We start from the raw sequence: 21,753 nt of genomic DNA, 5'->3' as shown, positions 1-21,753 counted from the left end.
GGTACAGACAGTGACTATAAACCTATAACAGATTAAATATTGAAGTGTTATTATTTTGAATTCGGCTTTATGGAAGGGGATTTGCGTTTGGCGAAGTATCAAGAGTTAGTGGAACAGCTTAAAAGGCAGATAAAATCGGGGATATGGCATCCGGGTGACAAGCTGCCTTCGCTGCGTCGCCAATCTGAACACTCGGGTTTGAGCTTGATGACGGTGTTGCACGCGTATCAAATTCTGGAATCTCAAGGCTGGGTCACGTCACAGCCGCGATCTGGTTATCGAGTCGCGCCCAATATTAAGAGCTCAAATGAACCCCAAGCGCCAGCCGCGGTTTCGTGGACTGAGCAGGTAGACATCAATGAGTTTATCTTTGATGTTCTGCAGGCGAGTAAAAATCCATCCATGATCAATTTTGGCTTTGCCTATCCAGACCCAAGTTTGTACCCACGATATCACGTGAATCGGGCGATGAGCGCAGCCGCTCGCAATATGCCGATTTCCACCACCTTTGATAACTTACCGCCGGGAAACGAGCAATTACGCACCATCATCGCGAAGCGTTATGCTGCGAAAGGCATTGAAATTTCACCCGATGAAATTGTCATTACGGCAGGCGCGCTGGAGGCGTTAACGCTCAGTTTGCAAGCCTGCACAAGACCGGGAGATTGGGTGGTTGTGGAGTCGCCTGCATTTTATGGTGCATTGCAATCCTTAGAGCGGTTAGGTTTGAAAGCGCTCTCAGTAAGAACAGACCCAGTCACGGGCATTGACCTAGACTCATTGGAACGAGCGCTGCAAACACACGATGTGAAAGCATGTTGGCTGATGTCGAACTTCCAAAATCCTCTGGGTTTTACGCTCACCAACGAGAAAAAACAAAAGCTGATTGAGCTGACACAGCGATATAACGTGCCAGTGATTGAAGATGATGTGTACAGCGAACTGCATGCCGAGAATGACTCGGTTTACCCACTAAGAATGTTTGATGACACGGGCAATACCATGTTGTGCTCCTCGTTTTCAAAATCGTTAATCGCAGGGCTACGTATTGGTTGGGTTGCGGCGGGAAAGCGGGCGCTAGAGGTACAAAAGTTACAGTTAATGAGTACATTAGCGACGAGTGCACCAGTGCAAATGACATTGGTACACTATTTAACAAGCCGCAATTATGAATCTCATTTGAAGCAGTTACGGAAAAAGCTGTTTGAACGTAAAAGTAAGATGACGGTTCTGCTTAGTGAGCTGTTACCTGAAGCAGTCAAAGTGTTAAGCCAAAGCGGTGGGTACTTTATTTGGTTAGAGCTTCCCAAGCATATTGATGCCTTGCAGATATATCGAGAAGCGCTAAAAGGTAATATCAGCATCGCACCGGGAAAGATGTTCAGCCTGACAGAACAATACGATCACTGTATTCGTCTTAACGCTTCTTTTGAGCTCAATGACAAATATGTTCATGCTCTCAATCTGCTCGCTAATATTATTCGCGAGCATTTGGCGAAATAGCGACTTTCTTCAGTTTTTTGGTTTAATGGAGCGCGCCGGATTTCCAACAACTCGATCGCCCGGCGCAACGTCTTTGGTTACGACAGAGCCAGCGCCGACGACGGCCTCATCGCCAATGGTCACGCCCGGCAGTATGATTGCGCCCCCACCAATCCAAACGTTATTGCCAATTGTTACCGGTTTGGCGATCTCATCTCCGGCTAAGCGTCTTTGTGTATCGAGTGAATGAGCGGCTGTGTAAATTTGCACTCTAGGCCCAATCATGACGTTCGCGCCAACCTCAACCTGCCCATTGTCCAGAATAATGGCATCCCAGTTGATGTAGGTGTTTTCTCCGATGGACAAGTGACAACCGTAGGTAAGTTGTAGCGGTGGCTCTATACAGGCGCTGTTTTTTAATTGGACGCCCATTTCCGCCAATAGTTGTCTACGGATATCTGGGTTTGGCTCGTGGTTAAATTGGAAGACAAGCTGCGCAGTTTTGGCGCGCATTAGCTTTAGTTCTTCATCCAGACAATTATAGGTTTCTCCAGAGCGCATCCGAGTCAGTTCTGACATAACAATCATTCCATCAATGTTATTTGCAATAAGGTGCATAATAGGTGAGAGTGATTCGAAGTGAAAGTTTGATGCTTAAAAATCAGAAAGTTATCACTGATTTGCCTTGCGTATCCAGTTGGTTGATTGGCTCGTTTAGTTCACAAAGACGTATTCCCTAAATGGCTTAATCGGTTGAAGCCAAAGTGGGAAACCACTCGAAGCGTTTTACGTAGATTACAATATAGTTAATAAGAAGAACTTAATTGAGCCGCTGCGCTATCGATTGATCCAAAAATTTATGACTTATGCGCTCTGGCTTGCTGGCAACGATGAATCAAGAGTGAGCACTTTATGTTCGAACGGGTCATTTCATTTTTAGAAACAACACTGTTTACCTTTAACGAACAACCTATCACGTTGTGGGCGATATTGATGGTGCCGACATGGGTGATTGTCGCTTTATGGTTGTCCAAAATTTTAATCAAAACCGTTACGTCAAGAATGTCCTCATCGGGGAAAGATCCAAACGTGATTCATTTGGTTAAACGGATATTATTTGTCATCGCTCTCGCCATTATTTTTATGACCACACTTTCGATGATAAATGTGCCAATTACCGCGTTTGCCTTTCTGTCTGGTGCCATCGCTATCGGCTTCGGTTTTGGTGCGCAAAACATCATTAACAACTTCATAAGTGGCTGGATTTTGATTGGTGAAAAGCCAATCCGAATTGGGGACTTTTTAGAGGTTGAGGGCGCCAAAGGCACTGTCGAGCAAATAAATACACGCTCAACGAGAATCAGACGAACCGATGGTGTTCATATGCTCATACCCAACAGTCAGTTGATTGAGAACGTGGTGATCAACTGGACGTTATGCGACAGATTAGTTCGTGGCTCTGTCGTCGTCGGTGTCGCGTATGGGAGCGATGTCAAACAGGTTGCTGCCTTAATGGCGGAAGTGACTTCGCAGCAAGCGCAAGTTCTGAGTTCGCCAGCGCCAGATGTGTTTTTTCAAGACTTTGGTGACAATGCTTTGATCTTCGAATCTTATTTTTGGATTAACTCAACGGTTGAGGGCGGTATTCGCTCGGTCGCAAGTGCCATGCGTTTTGAAATCTACGAAGCTTTCGAAAAGCACGGCATTGAAATCGCGTTTCCACAACGAGATGTGCACATTGATGGGCAAATCAAGTTGTCTAGGGAGAGAAACGGATAGGGCGATAAGCGGTATTGGTGTTCTTATCTTGGTGTCGAGTAACCAAAGCGAGGCGGTCGCAACACGGATTCACCTCGTTAGAAACCAGTTTGAAGGCGTTATTGGTTGTCCCACATGACTTCGCATTCTTCTTTGATTGCTGATTTTAGCAACTCAATCAGTGGAAACGCTCTGCGTCCTAGGCTTACCGCGGGCTCTGCTTGTTCTTCCTCCTCGTCTACATCAGTATGGAGATTTTCTTCAGCTGCATTTTTCGCAGATAGAGCAGAAGTTAATCTTGATAACGCGTCAGGAACATCTTGAGCGGAAATTGATCCCGGCACCGTGCCGCTGTGACCCATCATTTTGAGCATATCTAATGCAATATCACCAAACATTGTGACGTTTGAGTGGCTTCGACAACGAAATGTTATGAGCATTTACCTGATCCTGTTTTATACGTTCGCTTTGAAACTAAATTGTAGCTGAAATCAGGCACTAATTAATGTGATGAAGACCGTTGAGCGTTAAGGTTTTTATGAGTAACAATAAAAAACGGGCACGTACGTCTGCATGCCCGTTTAAATACATTATTTGATTATGATAGTTGATGATTTACAAGCTATACGGATCGCCTAGAGCCAATGCGACCCTAGAAGCAGGAGACTTTCCTAACGCACGGCAAATTTGCCAACCCGCTTCATTGATGACGCTAAGGTCAACGCCCGTTTCAATCCCAAGTTGCTCACACAGATAAAGTACATCTTCCGTTGCAACATTGCCACTGGCTCCTTTCGCGTAAGGGCAGCCGCCGAGCCCCGCTACTGCGCTATCAATGGTGTTGATGCCCATTAACAAGGCTTGATAGATATTGGCTAATGCTTGTCCATAAGTGTCATGAAAATGTACTGCGAGCGCGTCTTTTGGCAGTAGCGTTAACAACGAATCCAGCATGGCGATAACGCGATTAGGCGTTGCTTTACCGACAGTATCACCGAGCGAAATCTCATAACATCCCATATCAAACAACGTATTGGCGACCTTGGTAGTTTGCTCTGGCTTGACTACTCCCTCATATGGACACACCATGGTACAAGACAAGTAACCGCGTACAGGAATGTTATGCTGGTTCGCCAATTCGATAACGGGTTCAAATCGAGCGAGACTTTCGGTAATGCTGCAGTTGATGTTCTTCTGGCTGAACGTTTCTGAAGCGGAGCCAAACACCGCAATTCGCTTTACACCGCTTTCCAGCGCACGTTCTAACCCTGCGAGATTTGGTGTGAGCGCGCTATAAACCACGTCAGGCTTTTTTGAGATACCAGCAAACACCTGATCGGAATCGGCCATTTGAGGCACCCACCTTGGAGAGACGAAAGATCCCGCCTCAATATGCTTTAAGCCACTGCTGCTTAGTTGGTTAATCAAACGGATTTTATCAACCAGCGTCACTGACGTTTCATTTTGCAGACCATCACGAGCGCCGACTTCGACGATATTAACCTTCGCTGGTAGCATATTCGCGCTCCTTATCTTCACTGACGTTATCCGATATCAAAGCCAAATTCAGCAGGATGGAACCGTGCTGTACTTGGTCCCCGTGCTGATAAAACAATTCGTCGACTTTTGCTGCTACCGGAGCCGTGATGGTGTATTCCATTTTCATTGCTTCGAGTACCAAAAGCGGATCGCCCGCCGCCACTTCGTCACCTTTAGCCACCATAACTGCTGAAATTATGCCGTTGAGTGGTGCGGTTGGACTTAGTTCATCATCTACATCTTTTGCAGAGTCAAAGTTAGGTTGATGAGCGAACGTGCGCTGCTGACCAAGATAAAATAGTGTTGTTCTTTGTTCATCGCTAAGTGCATTAAAGGTGTAACGCACATTATCAATATCGACGATAAACTGGTTGTCACTTTCAAGCAGGATGACCTGATGCAGATCCTCGCCGCATCGGACAGTGAAGTGAGATCCTGTATCTTGCGATGATTGTTGCAAACGTGCCTGATGGTTGGCATTGGCATCCGTGAAGTTAAATCGATAAACGTTGTCAACTGACAGTCTAAAACCTCGTTTGGTTGGCGCGGGTAACGTTGAGCTGTCTGATTTTGAAATGAGATCATTCCAACGAGCAACCGCCGCCAATGTAAGCCAGATTGAATCCGAGACGTCTTGCTGCTCATTTATGCCTTGTTGATGTCTTACGAGGAAACCTGTATCTAGCTCAATCTCGGCAAAGGCTGGCTGCGAAATAATACTGTGCAGATAACCAATGTTTGTCGTTACGCCACGTACGTGATATTGAGTTAACGCCTGCTTAATCTGCTTTAGAGCGATATCACGAGTTTGCCCCCAGACGATCAGCTTGCTGATCATTGGATCGTAATATTCGCTGATGCTATCGCCTTGGGTAACACCACTATCAACGCGTACGCACGCTAGGCGCACACTACTGTCTGATACGGGTTCTTTTAAGTAATCAATGCGGCCAGTCGACGGCATAAAGTCATTGTCTGTATCTTCTGCGTAAATTCGCAGCTCAATTGAATGACCGTTGTGGGTGATTTCCGATTGCGAAATAGGTAAATGCTCGCCAGCTGCGACTTTGAATTGCCACTCCACCAAATCAACGCCGGTGATCAATTCAGTGACAGGGTGTTCAACTTGCAGACGGGTATTCATCTCCATGAAGTAGAATTGACCTCGGCTATCGAGTAAGAACTCCACCGTGCCAGCGCCAACATAGTCGATCGCTTGAGCGGCCTGAACCGCAGCTTCACCCATTTGTTTACGCAGTTCATCACTAAGACCGGGAGCTGGTGCTTCTTCGACTACTTTTTGGTGACGACGCTGAATGGAACAATCGCGATCAGAAAGATAGACACAGTTGCCACGCTGGTCTGCGAATACCTGAACTTCCACGTGGCGAGGCTGCAATATGCATTTTTCGATTAGAAGCTGCTTATCGCCAAAGCTTGAAAGTGCTTCACGCTGCGCTCCGTCGATAGCCAGCGGCATTTCGGCTGCGCTGTTGACCACTCGCATGCCTTTGCCGCCGCCACCTTGTGTTGCTTTAAGCATCACTGGGTAACCGATTTTTTCAGCTTCCGCTAATAAGTGCTCTACGCTGTTGTCTGTGCCGTGATAGCCGGGAACCAAGGGCACGTTCGCCTCAGACATGATGGCTTTGGCTTGCGACTTCGAACCCATTGCTTCAATTGCGCTGGTGGGAGGGCCAATAAAAACAATGCCATTTTCGCTGCACGCTTTCGCCAGTTTAGGGTTCTCGGAAAGAAAACCATACCCAGGGTGGATAGCATCGGCTTGCCATTTTTTCGCAGCGCCGATAATTGCATCGATATCGAGATACGATTCACTCGCAGGAGCGGGGCCAATGAATTCAGCGAAATCCGCTTGTTTAACATGTAAGCTGCTGCGATCCGCTTCGGAATAGACGGCAACCGTCTCTATAGCCATGCTTTTTGCGGTTTTAATGATTCGGCAGGCAATTTCACCGCGGTTTGCGATCAGTATTCTTTTAAACATGATTCCTCCAATTGGCGGCGCGCTTTTCAAAAAATGCACTCAGTCCTTCTTGTCCTTCTTCGGACACGCGGGCGGTTGCAATAGCTTGGCTGGTGTATTCAATTAATGAATGCTCGATAGGTTGATTGTCACAACGTAAGCAGAGCGTTTTTGCTGCCTGCATGGCTTGTGGACCGTTGTTAAGCAGGTGATCAATGGTGCGATTGACGGCTTCACGTGGTTGAGAGTCTATCTGATGAAGAATACTCATCGATAGTGCGGTTTCGGCATCAATCAGTTCCGCGGTTAAAAAGTAGCGTCGGCTTTGTCGTTGTCCAATCGCTCGAATGACGTAGGGTCCGATTGTCGCGGGTAACAAACCGAGTTTCACTTCACTCAAACAGAAGCGGCTTTCAGGTGTACCGATAGCGATATCGCAGCAGCAGATAAGCCCAAGTGCGCCGCCAAATGCAGCGCCATGCACCATAGCAATGGTTGGTTTGCTAAAGGTATCCAGTTTGTGCAAGAGCAACGCTAACTGCTGTGCATCTTGCAGATTTTCCCCCTCGGTTTTGGTGGCCATTGACTGCATCCAGCCAAGATCCGCACCCGCAGAAAAGTGTTTACCTTGCGCCGTTAGTACCAATGCACGTAGAGAGTTGTCTCTCTCAAGTTTTTCCAAGGTGTCGATAAGTGAAGCAATTAATTCATCATTAAACGCGTTGTGTTTCTCTGGTCGATTGAGGCTCAACCAAGCAACGCCATTGCTGTCTTTTTCAAGCAGTAGTCCGGTCATGTGACTTCCTTTGTCTGACATTTCAGTCTGTATTTCAATGCTCGCTAACCATTACTTTTTAAACATCGGTATTCGCGAGGAGTTAAGGTTTGCCTTGCATCCGGCTACATGCGGAAGATGCCAAATTTACTGTCTGGTATTGGCGCATTAAGCGCAGCAGACAGAGCAATGCCGACAACATCACGGGTTTTCGCAGGGTCAATAATGCCGTCGTCCCACAGGCGTGCACTGGCGTAGTATGCATGGCTTTGAGTCTGATATTGCTCCGCAATTGGACGTTTGAACGCTTCTTCTTCCTCTACGCTCCAGCTTTCACCTTTGCGAGTTTTGATATCGCGGGTCACTTGCGCCATCACGCCAGCCGCTTGCTCTCCACCCATGACGGAGATGCGCGCGTTTGGCCACATCCACATCATGGTTGGATCATAAGCGCGGCCACACATGCCGTAGTTTCCTGCGCCATACGATCCACCAATAACCACGGTAAACTTCGGCACGTCTGCACACGCAACAGCAGTTACCATTTTCGCACCATGTTTGGCGATGCCTTCGGCTTCGTACTTCTGACCGACCATAAAGCCCGTGATGTTCTGCAAGAAGAGCAGAGGAATTTTGCGTTGTGCGCACAGCTCAATAAAATGCGCGCCTTTTTGTGCTGATTCCGAAAATAGAATGCCGTTGTTAGCGACAATGCCAATCGGCATACCGTGAATATGGGCAAAGCCACAGACCAAGGTTTCGCCGAACAAGGCTTTAAATTCATCGAACTGGGAATCATCAACAATTCGGGCAATGACCTCTTTAACATCAAACGGCTTTTTGAGATCGGTCCCGACGATGCCGTACAGCTCTTGGGCAGGAAAATGTGGTTCCTGTGGTGCTTTTTGCTTGAGTTGAACGGGTTTCAAGTGGTTAATTTGAGAAACGGCTTGTCTTGCCAACTCTAACGCGTGGTGATCATTTTCTGCGTAATAGTCCGCCACACCAGAGGTGCGACAATGAACGTCTGCGCCACCAAGATCTTCCGCACTGACTTCTTCACCTGTCGCTGCTTTTACAAGAGGTGGACCTGCCAAAAAAATCGTGCCTTGTTCTTTGACTATGATGGATACGTCGCACATGGCAGGGACATAAGCGCCGCCAGCGGTACATAGCCCCATGACCACCGCAATTTGTGGAATGCCTTTGGCCGACATACGGGCTTGGTTGTAGAAAATACGGCCAAAATGGTCTTTATCTGGGAAGACTTCATCTTGGCGGGGGAGGTTAGCACCGCCAGAGTCGACTAAGTAAACACACGGCAGTTGGCATTTTTCTGCAATTTCTTGTGCTCTTAAGTGCTTTTTCACGGTGAGTGGGTAGTAACTGCCGCCTTTTACCGTCACGTCGTTCGCGACGATCATGCACTCAGTGCCGTCAATCACACCCACACCTGCAACCACTCCAGCACATGGAACGTAATCTGGATACACATCCCAGCCAGCAAATTGACCAATTTCTAGAAAGGACGAACCAGGGTCGAGTAGGGCAAGAATGCGCTCACGTACCGGAAGTTTGCCTTTCTTCTGCTGATGCTCGCGGGCTTTCTCACCGCCACCATCTTCTATTTGGGCAGTCACGGTATAAAGTTGATCTACAAGTGACGCCATAGAGCGGTAGTTTTCCTGATACTGCTCTGAATGGGTATTAATATTGGTCGTCAAACAAGCCATAAATAGCCGATCTCCATTCGGTAGACGGGTGTCACTACCCGTCTTTATTTAGGTTGAATAAGATTTAGATTGAATAAGGAAGTTGTTTCGAGTTCGAACCGCCTAGGTATGATGATTAGGCGCTTTCGTTAAACAATTCGCGACCAATAAGCATGCGGCGAATTTCTGACGTGCCCGCACCGATTTCATACAGCTTGGCATCTCGCAACAAACGGCCCGTATCAAACTCGTTGATGTAGCCGTTACCGCCAAGTAGTTGAATCGCATCCAGTGCCATCTTGGTTGCCAGCTCTGCGCTGTAGAGGATCGCGCCAGCAGAATCTTTACGTGTGGTTTCACCGCGATCACAAGCGGCAGCGACGGCGTAAACATACGCTTTAGCGGCATTCATTTGTGTGTACATATCCGCGATTTTTGCTTGAACTAGCTGGAATTCACCGATGGATTTACCGAACTGTTTACGGTCGTGAATGTAAGGCACAACGATATCCATACACGCCTGCATGATGCCAAGTGGGCCGCCTGCAAGCACCACACGTTCGTAGTCGAGGCCGCTCATCAATACTTTCACGCCTTGGTTTTCTTCGCCGAGAATATTCTCCGCAGGGACCTCGCAGTTTTGGAAGACCAGCTCACACGTATTCGAGCCGCGCATACCCAACTTGTCGAGTTTTTGTGCTTGAGTAAATCCAGGGAATCCGCGTTCCACAATAAACGCCGTGATGCCTTTGGAGTGCTGGCTTGGGTCGGTTTTTGCGTAGACAACATAGGTGTGTGCATCAGGGCCGTTGGTGATCCACATTTTGTTGCCATTTAATAGGAAAATATCGCCTTTACGTTCGGCTTTAAGCTGCATAGAGACCACATCAGAGCCGGCGCCGGGTTCACTCATAGCAAGGGCGCCGATATGTTCACCGGAGATGAGCTTAGGTAGGTATTTCTCTTTTTGCGCTTGTGTGCCGTTACGGTGGATTTGGTTGACGCAAAGGTTGGAGTGAGCGCCGTAACTTAACGCAACCGAAGCGGATGCTCGGCTTATTTCTTCCATAGCGATAACGTGGGCGAGATAGCCCATGCCTGCACCACCAAACTCTTCGCTGGTGGTCACACCTAAAAGACCCATGTCACCTAATTTGGACCAAAGATGGTTTGGAAAGTCGTTAGTTTGGTCGATAGATTGCGCTAGCGGCGCAATTTCTCTTGCAGCAAAACTATTGATTTGCTCGCGAAGCAAATCGGTATTTTCGTCATAAACAAAGTTCAGGGAAGAGTAGGTAGATTTCATTGCGTGTCCTTGCCTTTACGTCACCTACATCCCAGAGTTGAGGTGTTAGGTGACTTTTTCGCCTTTCATGGATCTCAGTGTGTTTTGGCATCGCAACTGCGCAGCATTTAACTCCATCATTACCGCTTGAATGTCGTTTGCTTGCTGTTGCAATGCTGCCTTCTTCTCTTCGATCAACCGAATCATATAGTTCAACTGCTCAGTACTTTGATCGGTATCGTAGAGTTCAAATAACTCTTTGATATCTGCAAGAGAAAAGCCCAATCGCTTACCTCGCAAAATCAGTTTTAGTCGAATTCGATCGCGACCATTGTAGATTCGAGTGTTGCCTTTACGTTCTGGAGTTAGGAGACCTAAATCTTCGTAGAAGCGAATGCTTCGAGTAGTAATGTCGAACTCTTTCGCGAGCTCGCTGATCTTAAATGTGTTCATTCCTTAACCTTACGACTTTCGTATAACATTCACATGAATATACAATTCGTTAACGTTAAAGTAAACAAACAACATCCACTCTTGAGCCTTGATATCACTCGCATTTACTCAAAATCAAAGAGTCACTCGAACAAACAATAACCTCAAACTTGACGTTAACGTAAATGTTAGTATAGTTATGACGTAAACGTCAACAAAAGGTTAATGGAATGAAAAATGAAACATGGATTGTAGCCGCTAAGCGAACGCCTATCGGCTCTTTTCAAGGTGCATTAGCTTCAACAGATGTCACGGAACTTGGTGCGAAAGCCATTCAAGGGGCGCTAGCCGAAAGCCAACTCGATGTGCACAAAATAGACGAAGTGTTGATGGGATGCGTTTTACCCGCCGGTGTGGGGCAAGCGCCTGCAAGACAAGCAAGTCTTAAAGCTGAAATGCCACAATCGATTGGTTGTACGACACTGAACAAAGTTTGTGGATCGGGTATGAAAACCGTCATGCTGGCATATGACCTTATTCAATCTGGTAATGCGCATGCTGTCATCGCTGGTGGCATGGAAAACATGTCGTCTTCTCCTTATCTATTAAAGAAAGCGCGTGATGGTTTCCGTTTAGGTCACGAGCAAGTGCTTGATCACATGTTTTATGACGGGTTGCAGGATGCCTACCAAGGCGAGCTGATGGGTGTCTTTGCAGAACAGACGGCGCAAAAGTATCAGTTCAGCCGTGAAAGTATGGATGCCTGGGTGCAACAGTCGGTGACTCGTGCGCAGCAAGCAATCGAACAAGGTTTGTTCAAAGAAGAGATCGTGCCTGTTAACGTAAAAAGTCGACGCGGCGAAACCCTGGTTGTAGATGATGAGCAACCGAGCAAACTCGACGTCACTAAAATTCCTACCTTACGCCCTGCGTTTGCCAAAGATGGCGGCGTAACCGCAGCAAACTCTAGTTCCATTTCGGATGGTGCGTCGGCAATGATCTTAGTCGATAGTGAGTTTGGTCGTCAGGAAAACCTTCAGCCTCTAGCCAAAATTGTCGCGTACAGCACGCATGCAAGACAGCCTGATGAGTTCACCATCGCACCAGTCTTCGCGATTGAATCGCTGCTGGAAAAAACGGGCTGGGACAAATCAGACGTGGACCTTTGGGAAATCAATGAAGCGTTTGCAGTTGTAACGCAGTACGCAGTGAAAGCGCTTGAGTTGGATGCAAGCAAAGTGAATCCACGTGGCGGCGCATGTGCGTTAGGCCATCCAATTGGTGCAAGTGGTAACCGAATCCTCGTCACTTTGATTCACGCTCTTAAACAGGCAGGCGGCAAACGCGGTGTCGCATCACTTTGTATTGGTGGTGGCGAGGCAACCGCTATCGCGATTGAAATCTGCTAAATCACTCTCAACAAAGTTTCACTTACATAACAGTAGTCAGTAACAAGCTGAAAAATACAAGGATGTCATCATGACAGAACAAGTAAAGCAGTATATCGGTGGTGAATTTGCCATCTCCGATTCAAAACAATGGCTAGATGTAACCAACCCGGCAACCAACGAAGTGATTGCACAAGTACCTTGTGCCACGGAATCGGAAATGAATGCGGCGATTGCCAGCGCAACAGAAACGTTCAAACGCTGGAAAGAAGTTGCAGCGCCGGAGCGTGCGAGATTGATGTTGCGCTACCAACATCTGTTAAAAGAGCAACACGATGAGTTGGCGATACTGCTTTCAAGTGAGACAGGCAAAACCCTCGCGGATGCAAAGGGTGACATTTGGCGCGGAATTGAAGTGGTAGAGCAAGCTGCAAACATTTGTAGCTCAATGATGGGCGAAACGGTGGAAAACGTCGCGACCAATATTGATGGTTACTCTTACATTCAACCGCTCGGTGTTTGTGCTGGCATCACACCCTTTAACTTCCCTGCGATGATCCCATTGTGGATGTTCCCGATGGCGATCGCTTGTGGCAACACCTTTATTCTAAAACCTTCGGAACAAGTTCCGCTGACTGCAATGAAATTGGCGGAGCTGTTTGAACAAGCTGGCGCACCAAAAGGCGTATTGCAAGTTGTTCACGGGACCAAAGAGCAAGTCGACCGCATTCTGACTGATCCAGTCGTTCGTGCGATCTCTTTTGTTGGCTCTGTGCCCGTTGGTGAGCACATCTACAAAACAGGTACAGACAACCTGAAACGCGTGCAGTCATTTGCAGGTGCTAAGAACCACATGGTCATCATGCCGGATGCAAACAAACAGCAAGTCATCAATAACCTAGTTGGTGCGTCAGTTGGTGCTGCAGGCCAACGCTGTATGGCGATTTCGGTTGCCGTATTTGTCGGCGAAACCAAAGAATGGATTCCAGAGCTTAAAGAGGCGTTAGCTCAGGTTCAGCCTGGCGCGTGGGATGATGAAACCGCCGGTTATGGTCCACTGATTAGCCCTCAAGCGAAGCAGCGAGTGGTGAATCTGATTAATGAAGGCAAAGCGTCAGGCGCGAATTGTGTTCTGGACGGGACAGAGTGCCAAGTACCTGGCTTCCCGAACGGTAACTGGGTGGGGCCAACACTGTTTACCAACGTGACCACAGACATGTCGATTTATCAGGAAGAAATTTTCGGGCCTGTGCTGTTAACTATGGAAGTGGATGACCTAGATGAAGCGATTGAACTGATCAATGCAAACCGCTTTGGTAATGGTACGTCTATTTTCACGGCGAACGGCGCTGCCGCGAGAAAGTATCAACACAATATCGAAGTAGGTAACGTAGGCATCAACGTTCCGATTCCGGTGCCATTGCCATTTTTCTCATTTACTGGGTGGAAAGGCAGCTTCTACGGCGACCTGCATGCTTACGGTAAACAAGCGGTTCGCTTCTACACCGAGACGAAAACGGTCACCGCGCGTTGGTTTGAAGATGACATTCCAAGCGGTCCAAACATGACCATTCAACTTAGCTAATTACTGGATTAGCGACACCTCTAGCCAAGCGCCACCGTTTAGGTGGGCTTGGCTCGGATACAAATGCAACGAATTAGACCTTAGGACTTCAAGATGGATTTTGAATTAAACGAAGATCAACTCGCGTTTGCCGAAGTAGCAAAGCAGTTTGCAGACCAAATGTTAGCGCCTCATGCGGCCGAGTGGGATGAAAACCATCACTTCCCTAAAGATGTACTGCGTCAGGCGGGTGAGCTGGGCTTTCTGAGCATCTATACGCCGCCAGAGCATGGTGGCTTAGGGTTATCTCGTTTGGATGCGGCGATCATTTTCGAGCAGTTGGCTATGGGTTGTACCGCGACTACTGCGTTTATGACCATTCACAACATGGCGACGTGGATGATCACCAGCTTTGCCAAAGCAGAAGTGGCGCAGCAATTTAGCGCGGATCTAATTTCGGGTGAAAAGCTCGCTTCCTACTGTTTAACCGAACCTAATGCCGGCTCTGACGCCGCTTCTCTAACGACTAGCGCAGTGCGTGATGGCGATGAGTTTGTCCTCAATGGCGCAAAAGTGTTTATCTCGGGTGCGGGTGATACAGATGTTCTCGTCGTGATGGCGCGTTCGTGTGGTGAAGGAGCGGGTGGCGTTTCTGCATTCGTTGTTCCTGCTGATTGCGAAGGCATTAGCTACGGTAAAAAAGAAGCCAAAATGGGTTGGAACTGCCAGCCAACTCGCATGATTACCTTCGAAAATGTCCGCATTCCGGCTGACTATCTGTTGGGTGAAGAGGGAGAAGGCTTTAAGTTCGCCATGCTTGGCCTTGATGGTGGTCGAATCAATATCGCTACTTGTTCCGTCGGTACTGCGCAACAAGCACTGAACGAAGCCAAGCAATATATGAACGAACGCAAACAGTTCGGCCGTTCACTGGCGCAATTTCAAGCGTTGCAGTTCAAGCTTGCTGATATGGCGACTGAGCTGGTCGCTGCGCGTCAAATGGTGCGACTCGCTGCCGCTAAACTCGATGCCCAGCACGCAGAAAAAAGTGCGTACTGTGCCATGGCAAAACGCTTTGCTACTGATGTGGGCTTTAAAGTCTGCGATCAGGCGCTGCAAATTCACGGTGGCTATGGCTACATCAAAGAATATCCAGTCGAGCGCCATTTCCGAGACGTTCGTGTTCACCAAATTCTTGAAGGTACCAACGAAATCATGCGTCTGATCGTCGCAAGACGATTACTAACGGAAGGCGTTGAGCTGCTTTAGTCAGCGAGACACAGCCTTACCTAAAGAAATTAAAAAGGACTGAAAGATTATGACGGCACAAATCAAATTAGAGCGCGAAGCGCATATTGCCAAGCTCACGATTAGTAATCCGCCAGCGAACACTTGGACGCTTGAGTCTTTGAATCAGCTAAAAGAGTTGGCAATTGAACTTAGTAATGATCGCTCTATTTATGCGTTGGTTTTAACAGGCGAAGGCGAGAAATTCTTTTCTGCTGGAGCAGATCTTAATAACTTTGCATCGGGTGATAAATCACAAGCAGCAAACATGGCGTTCGCATTTGGTGAAGCGTTTGAAGCGCTTTCTGCATTCGATGGGGTTTCTATCGCAGCGATTAATGGTTACACGATGGGCGGCGGTCTGGAAGTGGCGATGGCGTGTGACATTCGTATCGCAGAAGAACAAGTACAAATGGCACTTCCTGAAGCATCGGTAGGTTTGTTGCCGTGTGCGGGTGGGACGCAAAACCTGACCGCGTTGGTAGGTGAAGGTTGGGCGAAGCGTATGATCCTGTGTGGCGAGCGTGTGACGGCCGAGCGAGCGGAAAAAATTGGGTTAGTCGAAGAGGTGGTGGCGAAAGGTCAAGCACTCGAAGCGGCTATGGAGCTAGCACAGCGTGTTGCAGGTCAATCACCGAAATCTGTGTCTGCGTGCAAAACGCTAATTCAAGGTCGACGCAGCCAAACTCATGCAGCTGGATTGGTTTTGGAGCGTGAACTGTTTTTACAGCTGTTCAATACACAAGATCAGACTGAGGGTGTGAATGCGTTTTTGCAAAAGCGCAAGCCACAATGGACAAACAGCTAGCGGAGGCCAAATGACAGGTACAGTAAATGTTTCAAAACTTGAGTGCGCTGATGGCTCTGTTATTGGTGTGCTGGAGCTGGATAATCCAGCTGCTCTCAACGCGTTGAGTTACGTGATGATTGAGAAGTTGTACAAACAGCTTAGTGAATGGCAAACGGACGACAGCGTCGTCGCGGTATTCTTGCATGCTCAAGGTGAAAAAGCGTTTTGTGCTGGTGGCGATATTCAAGCGATCTACCGTGCACTTGAAAACAAAGAGCAAGACTTTGATTCTGCGTTTTCAGCGATGGAAACCTTCTTTGACCTCGAATATCGCTGTGACCATCTTATTCATACTTATCCAAAACCGATCATCGCGTGGGGACATGGTTATTTGATGGGCGGGGGAGTTGGCCTGTTTATGGGTGCCAGCCATCGCGTAGCAGAAACCACCACACGCTTTGCAATGCCAGAGATTAAAATTGGCCTTTACCCAGATGTAGGCGCGACGTACTTCCTGAACCAGTTGCCAAAACATTTGGCACTGTTCTTAAGTTTGACTGCTTGCCAAATTAACGCAACAGATATGAAAGCGTTGGGGTTAAGCCAATGGATTGCACAGCCAGAAAACAAGCAAGTGCTGCTGGATCTGCTTGCATCGGTAAGTTGGAAAGGTGAAGCGAACATCAACGAAAAAATCGCCACTACGCTGCGTTCGGTACACGTGGACGAGCCAACCGAAGGGATGTTGATGCCCTATGCGGAATTGATTGAGCAGTTATGTTCGGGTGACTTAGCGTCAATTGTTGATGCAATCAGCCGTGCTAACGTTGATAACAAGTGGTTCGTCAATGCGCAGAAGTCACTGAACTATGGCAGTCCGTTGTCGCTCAGTATCACTTATCAGCAGTTAACGCAGTATCAAAACCTCTCTTTGAAAGCGTGTTTTGATATGGAATTTAACCTAACACTACGTTGTGGCTTAGAAGGTGATTTTAGAGAAGGGGTTCGTGCGCTGATTATTGATAAAACCAATCAACCGACTTGGCAACATCGCACGGTTTCTGACGTAACGCCACAAGTTTTGGAGCGCTTCTTCTCGCCAATTGACTCAGCAGAATACCCACTGACCGCATCGTCGGTAGCTATAGCGGCACTTTAGTACAAGGAAGAAATACGATATGGACAAAATTGCATTTATTGGCCTTGGTAACATGGGTGCGCCTATGGCTAAGAATCTACTCAAAGCGGGCTTGAATGTCGAAGTATTTGATTTGAACCCAAGCGCAGTTGAGGAGTTGACCGCATTGGGCGCTTCAAGTGCCGATTCCGTTCAGCAGGCAGTACAAGGTGTGGAGGTGGTTGTCACTATGCTGCCAGCGAGCCAACACGTTCAAAGCGTTTATCTTGGTCAAGATGGCATCTTAGATAGCGTCGAATCAGGCACCTTGCTGATTGATTCATCCACCATCGATCCTACGACTGCTCGTTTGGTTGGCGAAAAAGCATCGCAACTTGGTATCAGTTTTGTTGATGCGCCAGTATCTGGTGGCGTTGCGGGCGCAGCAGCAGGTACGTTAACTTTCATTGTTGGCGGCTCACAAGAGAACTTTGTTCAAGCCAAAGCGGTGCTTAGCCACATGGGTAAAAACATCTTCCATGCTGGTGATGCTGGAGCTGGTCAGGTGGCGAAGATCTGCAATAACATGATGTTGGGCATTTTGATGAGCGGCACCTGTGAAGCACTCAATTTAGGGATGGAAAACGGACTCGATCCCAAAGTGCTTTCCGACATCATGTTGCAAAGTTCAGGGCGTAACTGGGCGCTAGAGCTTTATAACCCTTGCCCAGGTGTGATGGAAAATACGCCTGCAAGCAATGGTTATCAAGGCGGCTTTATGAGCCAGTTAATGGCTAAAGATCTGGGTCTTGCGATGGAAGCGGCGGTTGCCAGTCAAACATCAACGCCAATGGGCAGCTTGGCTCGTAATCTGTTTAATTTTCACAACGGTCAGGGCAACGGGCAAAAAGATTTTTCGAGCTTGTTTGAGTTCTACCAAAAGCAAAATCAGGCCTAAGGAGCGCTTATGGAGTTAGCAAATAAGGTCATTGCGATCACGGGGGCAGGGCAGGGGCTGGGTAAACAAATGGCACTGTCACTGGCGGAAAATGGCGTTCATCTTGCGCTTATCGACCTCAATTCAGATCAACTGGCTGAAACGAAAGCGGAATGTGAATCTCTCGGCGTTACCGCTCGTTTTTATGTGACGAACGTGACTGACGAACAGCAGGTGTGCACTGCTTTTGAGCAAATTGAGGCAGATTTCAAGCAGCTCAATGGCGTTATCAATAACGCAGGTATTATGCGTGATGGTATGTTCATTAAAGTCAAAGATGGTCAGGTTAACACGATGTCGCTGGAACAATTTCAGTCTGTTCTAGATGTGAATGTAACAGGCACTTTCCTGTGTGGCCGTGAAGCGAGCAAGGTAATGCTGAACACCGATAGCAAAGGGGTTCTGATCAACATATCCAGCGTTGCGCGTGCCGGGAATATTGGTCAAACCAACTATTCAGCATCTAAAGCGGCGGTAGCCACCATGGCAACGGTGTGGGCGAAAGAGTTAGGGCGTTTCGGAATTCGCTCAGTGGCGATTGCTCCGGGTGTCATCAAAACTGCCATGACAGACCAAATAAAACCTGAAGCGATGGAACGTTTAATCGGAATGATTCCGGTTGGACGTTTAGGTTTGGCGGATGAAATTTCATCGACCATAAAATACGTGTTAACCAACGAATTCGTGACCGGAAGAGTGTTCGAAGTCGATGGCGGAATGCGAATGTAACCCCTTCTGCAACATAAAAAAGGGGAGCGAGTTTGATTGTCCGCTTCCTTCCATTTTCTCCTTTCTTTTATTGCTTCTATCTGAAAAATGTATTGGATGCATGGTCGACTGCTATCTCATCGAACGGTATAAAAATTGATTCTATTTCTAATGTGAATGGTTAGTTCTATATTGCTTGTCATGTAAATGTATCAACTCACAACTAAGACGATCTTTTGTCTCACTAACGAGATCGTCATTCTTGGTGTGTAAAAAACATTCTTATTGGTCATATTGTAACCGAAAACTATTTCGGCATCTAAAGATGGTGATTTATTATTCAGCGCAAAATACATGGGAATATGAGGCTGACTGAATAACCTTCAGTTGTCTTAATAATAAATAATCAGAATTCTCAATTACACTGAAGTAACTACCCATTAGGGAAGAGCAATAATGTCACTATTTCATTCGCTTAGGACGATGCCGCTATTATTGGGGTGTCTGTGTTTTTCTGTTCAGGCCTCCACAGAAAAGGTGGAACAGGAAGGTAAGTTTTTACAGTCGTTAGAAGGCATCGAAAATCAAATTTACGCATTACCTCAGAGTTCTTTAGCTTTGATTGAAGCGTTAGAAGAAGAGTCTTTACTACAAAACCAACCAACAGCGCTGTTGGTGCGTTACTGGCTTGCCAAGGCCACGGTTTTAGAGCTGCTAGGGCGCGTAGAAGAGAGTCAGAGTGTCGTTCAAAAAGGATTGGAGCTTGTGCGTCCACAGAGCCATGAGTATCTCCTGTTTAAGTTGATTCAGATGCGAACTATGGTTGGAAAGAGCGATATCGATACCGCGCTTTCTGCGTTGGATAGCTTGTTGGAAACATCGCGTGAGAATGGTGATAAGCAACTTGAATCAGAAATCCTGTTGCTAAAAGGACGCTATTACGATGAGCAAGGTGAGTTTAAAAAATCCTATGCTGCACTTATGTCGTCCATGGATGCGGCTGAATCTTCAGGTGTTCACGGGCTGGTCGAACGTGCAGCACTAGAGCTAGGTGACGTACTTGTCAAAATTCAGGGTTACGACCGATCTGAGGCGCTTTTGGAACAAGCATATCGCTATTTTAGGGATAGGCGTATGTCGTTCAATGAGTTGTTGAGCGTTTTGACGATAGCGAAACTTCATAAAGCACAGTTCCAATACGAAGAGGCGATAGCGTCATATCAGCGAGCGTTAAAGCTGGCTCAAATTATCGGTGATGGACGCTTTAGATTTCGAGTTAACCTTGAACTTGCAGCTTTATATCGCGAGACGAAACAAGAAAAGAAGATGGTTAACCACTTGAAGCTGGCGGAGAATTTACAGTACAGAGAAACGTCTAGCGCGTATTTGGCAACATTTAAGTTGTTACAAGCCGAATATATGTTAGAGCAGCAGCAATTTGAAATACTTTTAGCGATGATCGCGCCAATGCTGCCGGAGATTATAGAGAGTCGATACGTCAAGCAACAGCAAATGGAGCTACTAAAAGTCGCCGCTATGGCCTATGCGGGAAGCAATGACTTTAAACTAGCATTCGAAACTTACGGTAACTATCACGATAAATTTATCCAATTTAGCAATCAAAGAGAAGTTGAAAATCTTGAGCGCCAGCAGACGTTATTTGAGTTGGAACGACTTGAATATGAGAACGAAGATCTCAACTGGAACAATGTTTTGCAGCGTATGGAGCTAGAAAATAACCGTCGTACTTTTTACTTATTGGGTGAAGCGCTACTTGCGCTCATCGGTGTTCTATTTTTGATGGCGGTAGTATTTCTCGTCGTCAATCGCTCGCGTTTGAGAATGCGTCGCCTCGCAAAGACAGACACATTGACAGGGTTGTTCAATCGCCGTTTTTTAGAGGACTGGTTCACTAAGCCAGTAGAAGTGAGGCGTGAGCGAAAAGAGAAACCGGTACCTCAATCTAAGCAAGAAAAAATACAACACTTTGTTTTTGAGCAAGTCGAGCAAGTTAAGTACGGTTATCTAGCTTTAAATAAATGGGTAGATAGCAAACTCGATAAACAGAAAATGGTGCCAAATAAACCACAATCGGGGCCAGTAACTTTAGCGTTAATCGATGTGGATTATTTCAAGCAGGTAAATGATACCTATGGGCATGTGTTTGGAGATACCGTACTAACGGGCGTTGCCAAAGTGTTGGAGGAAACTGTACGTGAGAACGACATTGTTGCTCGCTTTGGTGGTGAAGAGTTTGTTGTTGTTATGCCCAATACAGACCATGAAAACGCCCTTATTACTGCCGAACGTTTACGTAGCGCTTTATCCCTACATGGCTTTGTTACGGAACAGAAAGAAGAAGTGAGAGTGACCTGTAGTTTTGGAGTCGTTACCACTGAAGATAATGAGATGAGCTTTAAATCACTTTGCGATCAGGCCGATAAATTGCTTTATCAAGCGAAAGCGAACGGACGCAACTGCGTGAAAGGTCGCTCGCTAGCGTAACAGAAATCAAAAGTTCAGGCTCATCGCACGATGAATCTGAACTTATCCCTCCCATTTACTTTGATAGCCAAGTGACTTTGAGATCCTTGCTTCGAATATAAAACGCTGAATCTAAAATCTTAAAGTCACTTGGCGATATTACTTAAAAATGGCTTAAGGATATCGAATCGCATATTCATGGCGTTCAATATAACCTCTCTTTTTGCCTCCTTCACCTTCAAAGTGCGAATGCCACTTGTGTCTACAAAACTATAACAAACTAGTGTGTCTATTCTTTGTACAAACAAACCATGTACAGGTGAAATGATTAGTGGTCGATATAAATTTTTTGTGGCACAGATTTTTGTTGTTCAAAAATCAACTCGTTCATCATCGTTTTAAAAATGGATTGATATTTAAGTGATTGATTTTAATTGCTTTATTTGTT

General features: G+C 46.9%; 18 protein-coding genes. 10 read left to right on the top strand and 8 right to left on the bottom strand.

Translation table 11 applies throughout. The annotated features are described in order from the left end of the window. Positions 1 to 69 precede the first annotated feature (69 nt). Positions 70 to 1,503: a PLP-dependent aminotransferase family protein gene (locus R7P35_RS05320; protein ID WP_081008266.1), complete on the top strand. Its 1,434-nt coding sequence runs from the start codon at positions 70 to 72 to the stop codon at positions 1,501 to 1,503. A 9-nt stretch (positions 1,504 to 1,512) separates the two neighbouring features. Here the strand turns inward: R7P35_RS05320 and R7P35_RS05315 are convergent, their stop codons facing one another. Continuing rightward, positions 1,513 to 2,061, bottom strand: a complete 549-nt coding sequence (locus R7P35_RS05315; RefSeq protein WP_025767897.1) for a sugar O-acetyltransferase — start codon at positions 2,059 to 2,061, stop codon at positions 1,513 to 1,515. A 333-nt stretch (positions 2,062 to 2,394) separates the two neighbouring features. Between R7P35_RS05315 and R7P35_RS05310 the strand changes: the two genes are divergently transcribed. After that, the gene (locus R7P35_RS05310; protein ID WP_005373258.1) at positions 2,395 to 3,261 is read left to right on the top strand and encodes a mechanosensitive ion channel family protein; all 867 of its coding nucleotides are present in this window, start codon (positions 2,395 to 2,397) and stop codon (positions 3,259 to 3,261) included. 98 nt (positions 3,262 to 3,359) lie between these two features. Here the strand turns inward: R7P35_RS05310 and R7P35_RS05305 are convergent, their stop codons facing one another. The 7 genes from R7P35_RS05305 to R7P35_RS05275 all read right to left on the bottom strand — a co-directional run bounded on the left by R7P35_RS05305 (position 3,360) and on the right by R7P35_RS05275 (position 10,991). Next, positions 3,360 to 3,680 carry a DUF1840 domain-containing protein gene (locus R7P35_RS05305; protein ID WP_025767896.1) on the bottom strand — a complete coding sequence of 107 codons (321 nt, stop codon included), beginning with the start codon at positions 3,678 to 3,680 and terminating at the stop codon, positions 3,360 to 3,362. A 175-nt stretch (positions 3,681 to 3,855) separates the two neighbouring features. Continuing rightward, positions 3,856 to 4,758, bottom strand: a complete 903-nt coding sequence (locus R7P35_RS05300; protein WP_025767895.1) for a hydroxymethylglutaryl-CoA lyase — start codon at positions 4,756 to 4,758, stop codon at positions 3,856 to 3,858. After that, positions 4,739 to 6,787 (bottom strand): acetyl/propionyl/methylcrotonyl-CoA carboxylase subunit alpha, encoded by a 2,049-nt coding sequence (locus tag R7P35_RS05295; RefSeq protein WP_005373251.1) that lies wholly within the window; start codon positions 6,785 to 6,787, stop codon positions 4,739 to 4,741. Before R7P35_RS05295 ends, R7P35_RS05300 begins: the two co-directional genes overlap by 20 nt. Continuing rightward, positions 6,780 to 7,562: an enoyl-CoA hydratase-related protein gene (locus R7P35_RS05290; RefSeq protein WP_005373249.1), complete on the bottom strand. Its 783-nt coding sequence runs from the start codon at positions 7,560 to 7,562 to the stop codon at positions 6,780 to 6,782. The genes R7P35_RS05295 and R7P35_RS05290 overlap by 8 nt, the downstream gene beginning before the upstream one ends. Positions 7,563 to 7,666: 104 nt before the next feature. Beyond that, a complete protein-coding gene (locus tag R7P35_RS05285; RefSeq protein ID WP_005373247.1) occupies positions 7,667 to 9,274 on the bottom strand; it encodes a carboxyl transferase domain-containing protein in 1,608 nt (535 codons plus the stop codon). Positions 9,275 to 9,389: 115 nt separating this feature from the next. Beyond that, positions 9,390 to 10,559 carry an isovaleryl-CoA dehydrogenase gene (locus R7P35_RS05280; protein WP_005373245.1) on the bottom strand — a complete coding sequence of 390 codons (1,170 nt, stop codon included), beginning with the start codon at positions 10,557 to 10,559 and terminating at the stop codon, positions 9,390 to 9,392. 45 nt (positions 10,560 to 10,604) lie between these two features. Beyond that, positions 10,605 to 10,991 carry a MerR family transcriptional regulator gene (locus R7P35_RS05275; protein WP_005373242.1) on the bottom strand — a complete coding sequence of 129 codons (387 nt, stop codon included), beginning with the start codon at positions 10,989 to 10,991 and terminating at the stop codon, positions 10,605 to 10,607. A gap of 209 nt (positions 10,992 to 11,200) precedes the next feature. Between R7P35_RS05275 and R7P35_RS05270 the strand changes: the two genes are divergently transcribed. From R7P35_RS05270 to R7P35_RS05235, 8 genes are all read left to right on the top strand, one after another. Then, positions 11,201 to 12,379 carry a thiolase family protein gene (locus R7P35_RS05270; RefSeq protein WP_318091814.1) on the top strand — a complete coding sequence of 393 codons (1,179 nt, stop codon included), beginning with the start codon at positions 11,201 to 11,203 and terminating at the stop codon, positions 12,377 to 12,379. A 70-nt stretch (positions 12,380 to 12,449) separates the two neighbouring features. Beyond that, positions 12,450 to 13,943 (top strand): CoA-acylating methylmalonate-semialdehyde dehydrogenase, encoded by a 1,494-nt coding sequence (locus R7P35_RS05265; protein WP_171345620.1) that lies wholly within the window; start codon positions 12,450 to 12,452, stop codon positions 13,941 to 13,943. A 93-nt stretch (positions 13,944 to 14,036) separates the two neighbouring features. Next, complete coding sequence (locus tag R7P35_RS05260) at positions 14,037 to 15,191, top strand: acyl-CoA dehydrogenase family protein (RefSeq protein WP_005373226.1); 1,155 nt, start codon at positions 14,037 to 14,039, stop codon at positions 15,189 to 15,191. A gap of 49 nt (positions 15,192 to 15,240) precedes the next feature. After that, entirely contained in the window at positions 15,241 to 16,017 is a 777-nt protein-coding gene (locus tag R7P35_RS05255) for an enoyl-CoA hydratase (RefSeq protein ID WP_205461064.1), read from the top strand. A 10-nt stretch (positions 16,018 to 16,027) separates the two neighbouring features. Further along, positions 16,028 to 17,158 (top strand): enoyl-CoA hydratase/isomerase family protein, encoded by a 1,131-nt coding sequence (locus R7P35_RS05250; protein WP_054577807.1) that lies wholly within the window; start codon positions 16,028 to 16,030, stop codon positions 17,156 to 17,158. A gap of 19 nt (positions 17,159 to 17,177) precedes the next feature. Beyond that, positions 17,178 to 18,074, top strand: a complete 897-nt coding sequence (mmsB, locus tag R7P35_RS05245; RefSeq protein WP_025767888.1) for a 3-hydroxyisobutyrate dehydrogenase — start codon at positions 17,178 to 17,180, stop codon at positions 18,072 to 18,074. A 9-nt stretch (positions 18,075 to 18,083) separates the two neighbouring features. Next, the gene (locus tag R7P35_RS05240) at positions 18,084 to 18,842 is read left to right on the top strand and encodes an SDR family oxidoreductase (RefSeq protein ID WP_005373217.1); all 759 of its coding nucleotides are present in this window, start codon (positions 18,084 to 18,086) and stop codon (positions 18,840 to 18,842) included. 462 nt (positions 18,843 to 19,304) lie between these two features. Further along, positions 19,305 to 21,326, top strand: a complete 2,022-nt coding sequence (locus R7P35_RS05235) for a tetratricopeptide repeat-containing diguanylate cyclase (RefSeq protein ID WP_372430189.1) — start codon at positions 19,305 to 19,307, stop codon at positions 21,324 to 21,326. The last annotated feature ends 427 nt before the right edge of the window (positions 21,327 to 21,753 follow it).

Source organism: Vibrio sp. Vb0304, assembly GCF_033338995.1.
Taxonomy (GTDB): domain Bacteria; phylum Pseudomonadota; class Gammaproteobacteria; order Enterobacterales; family Vibrionaceae; genus Vibrio; species Vibrio alginolyticus.
Note: the sequence above shows the minus strand (reverse complement) of the source record. Positions and strands in the feature narration are given on the sequence as shown.

Coding starts and splice junctions, on each gene's coding strand:
- R7P35_RS05320 (WP_081008266.1), top strand. CDS start 70: ATGGAAGGGGATTTGCGTTTGGCGAAGTATCAAGAGTTAGTGGAACAG.
- R7P35_RS05315 (WP_025767897.1), bottom strand. CDS start 2,061: ATGTCAGAACTGACTCGGATGCGCTCTGGAGAAACCTATAATTGTCTG.
- R7P35_RS05310 (WP_005373258.1), top strand. CDS start 2,395: ATGTTCGAACGGGTCATTTCATTTTTAGAAACAACACTGTTTACCTTT.
- R7P35_RS05305 (WP_025767896.1), bottom strand. CDS start 3,680: ATGCTCATAACATTTCGTTGTCGAAGCCACTCAAACGTCACAATGTTT.
- R7P35_RS05300 (WP_025767895.1), bottom strand. CDS start 4,758: ATGCTACCAGCGAAGGTTAATATCGTCGAAGTCGGCGCTCGTGATGGT.
- R7P35_RS05295 (WP_005373251.1), bottom strand. CDS start 6,787: ATGTTTAAAAGAATACTGATCGCAAACCGCGGTGAAATTGCCTGCCGA.
- R7P35_RS05290 (WP_005373249.1), bottom strand. CDS start 7,562: ATGACCGGACTACTGCTTGAAAAAGACAGCAATGGCGTTGCTTGGTTG.
- R7P35_RS05285 (WP_005373247.1), bottom strand. CDS start 9,274: ATGGCTTGTTTGACGACCAATATTAATACCCATTCAGAGCAGTATCAG.
- R7P35_RS05280 (WP_005373245.1), bottom strand. CDS start 10,559: ATGAAATCTACCTACTCTTCCCTGAACTTTGTTTATGACGAAAATACC.
- R7P35_RS05275 (WP_005373242.1), bottom strand. CDS start 10,991: ATGAACACATTTAAGATCAGCGAGCTCGCGAAAGAGTTCGACATTACT.
- R7P35_RS05270 (WP_318091814.1), top strand. CDS start 11,201: ATGAAAAATGAAACATGGATTGTAGCCGCTAAGCGAACGCCTATCGGC.
- R7P35_RS05265 (WP_171345620.1), top strand. CDS start 12,450: ATGACAGAACAAGTAAAGCAGTATATCGGTGGTGAATTTGCCATCTCC.
- R7P35_RS05260 (WP_005373226.1), top strand. CDS start 14,037: ATGGATTTTGAATTAAACGAAGATCAACTCGCGTTTGCCGAAGTAGCA.
- R7P35_RS05255 (WP_205461064.1), top strand. CDS start 15,241: ATGACGGCACAAATCAAATTAGAGCGCGAAGCGCATATTGCCAAGCTC.
- R7P35_RS05250 (WP_054577807.1), top strand. CDS start 16,028: ATGACAGGTACAGTAAATGTTTCAAAACTTGAGTGCGCTGATGGCTCT.
- mmsB (WP_025767888.1), top strand. CDS start 17,178: ATGGACAAAATTGCATTTATTGGCCTTGGTAACATGGGTGCGCCTATG.
- R7P35_RS05240 (WP_005373217.1), top strand. CDS start 18,084: ATGGAGTTAGCAAATAAGGTCATTGCGATCACGGGGGCAGGGCAGGGG.
- R7P35_RS05235 (WP_372430189.1), top strand. CDS start 19,305: ATGCCGCTATTATTGGGGTGTCTGTGTTTTTCTGTTCAGGCCTCCACA.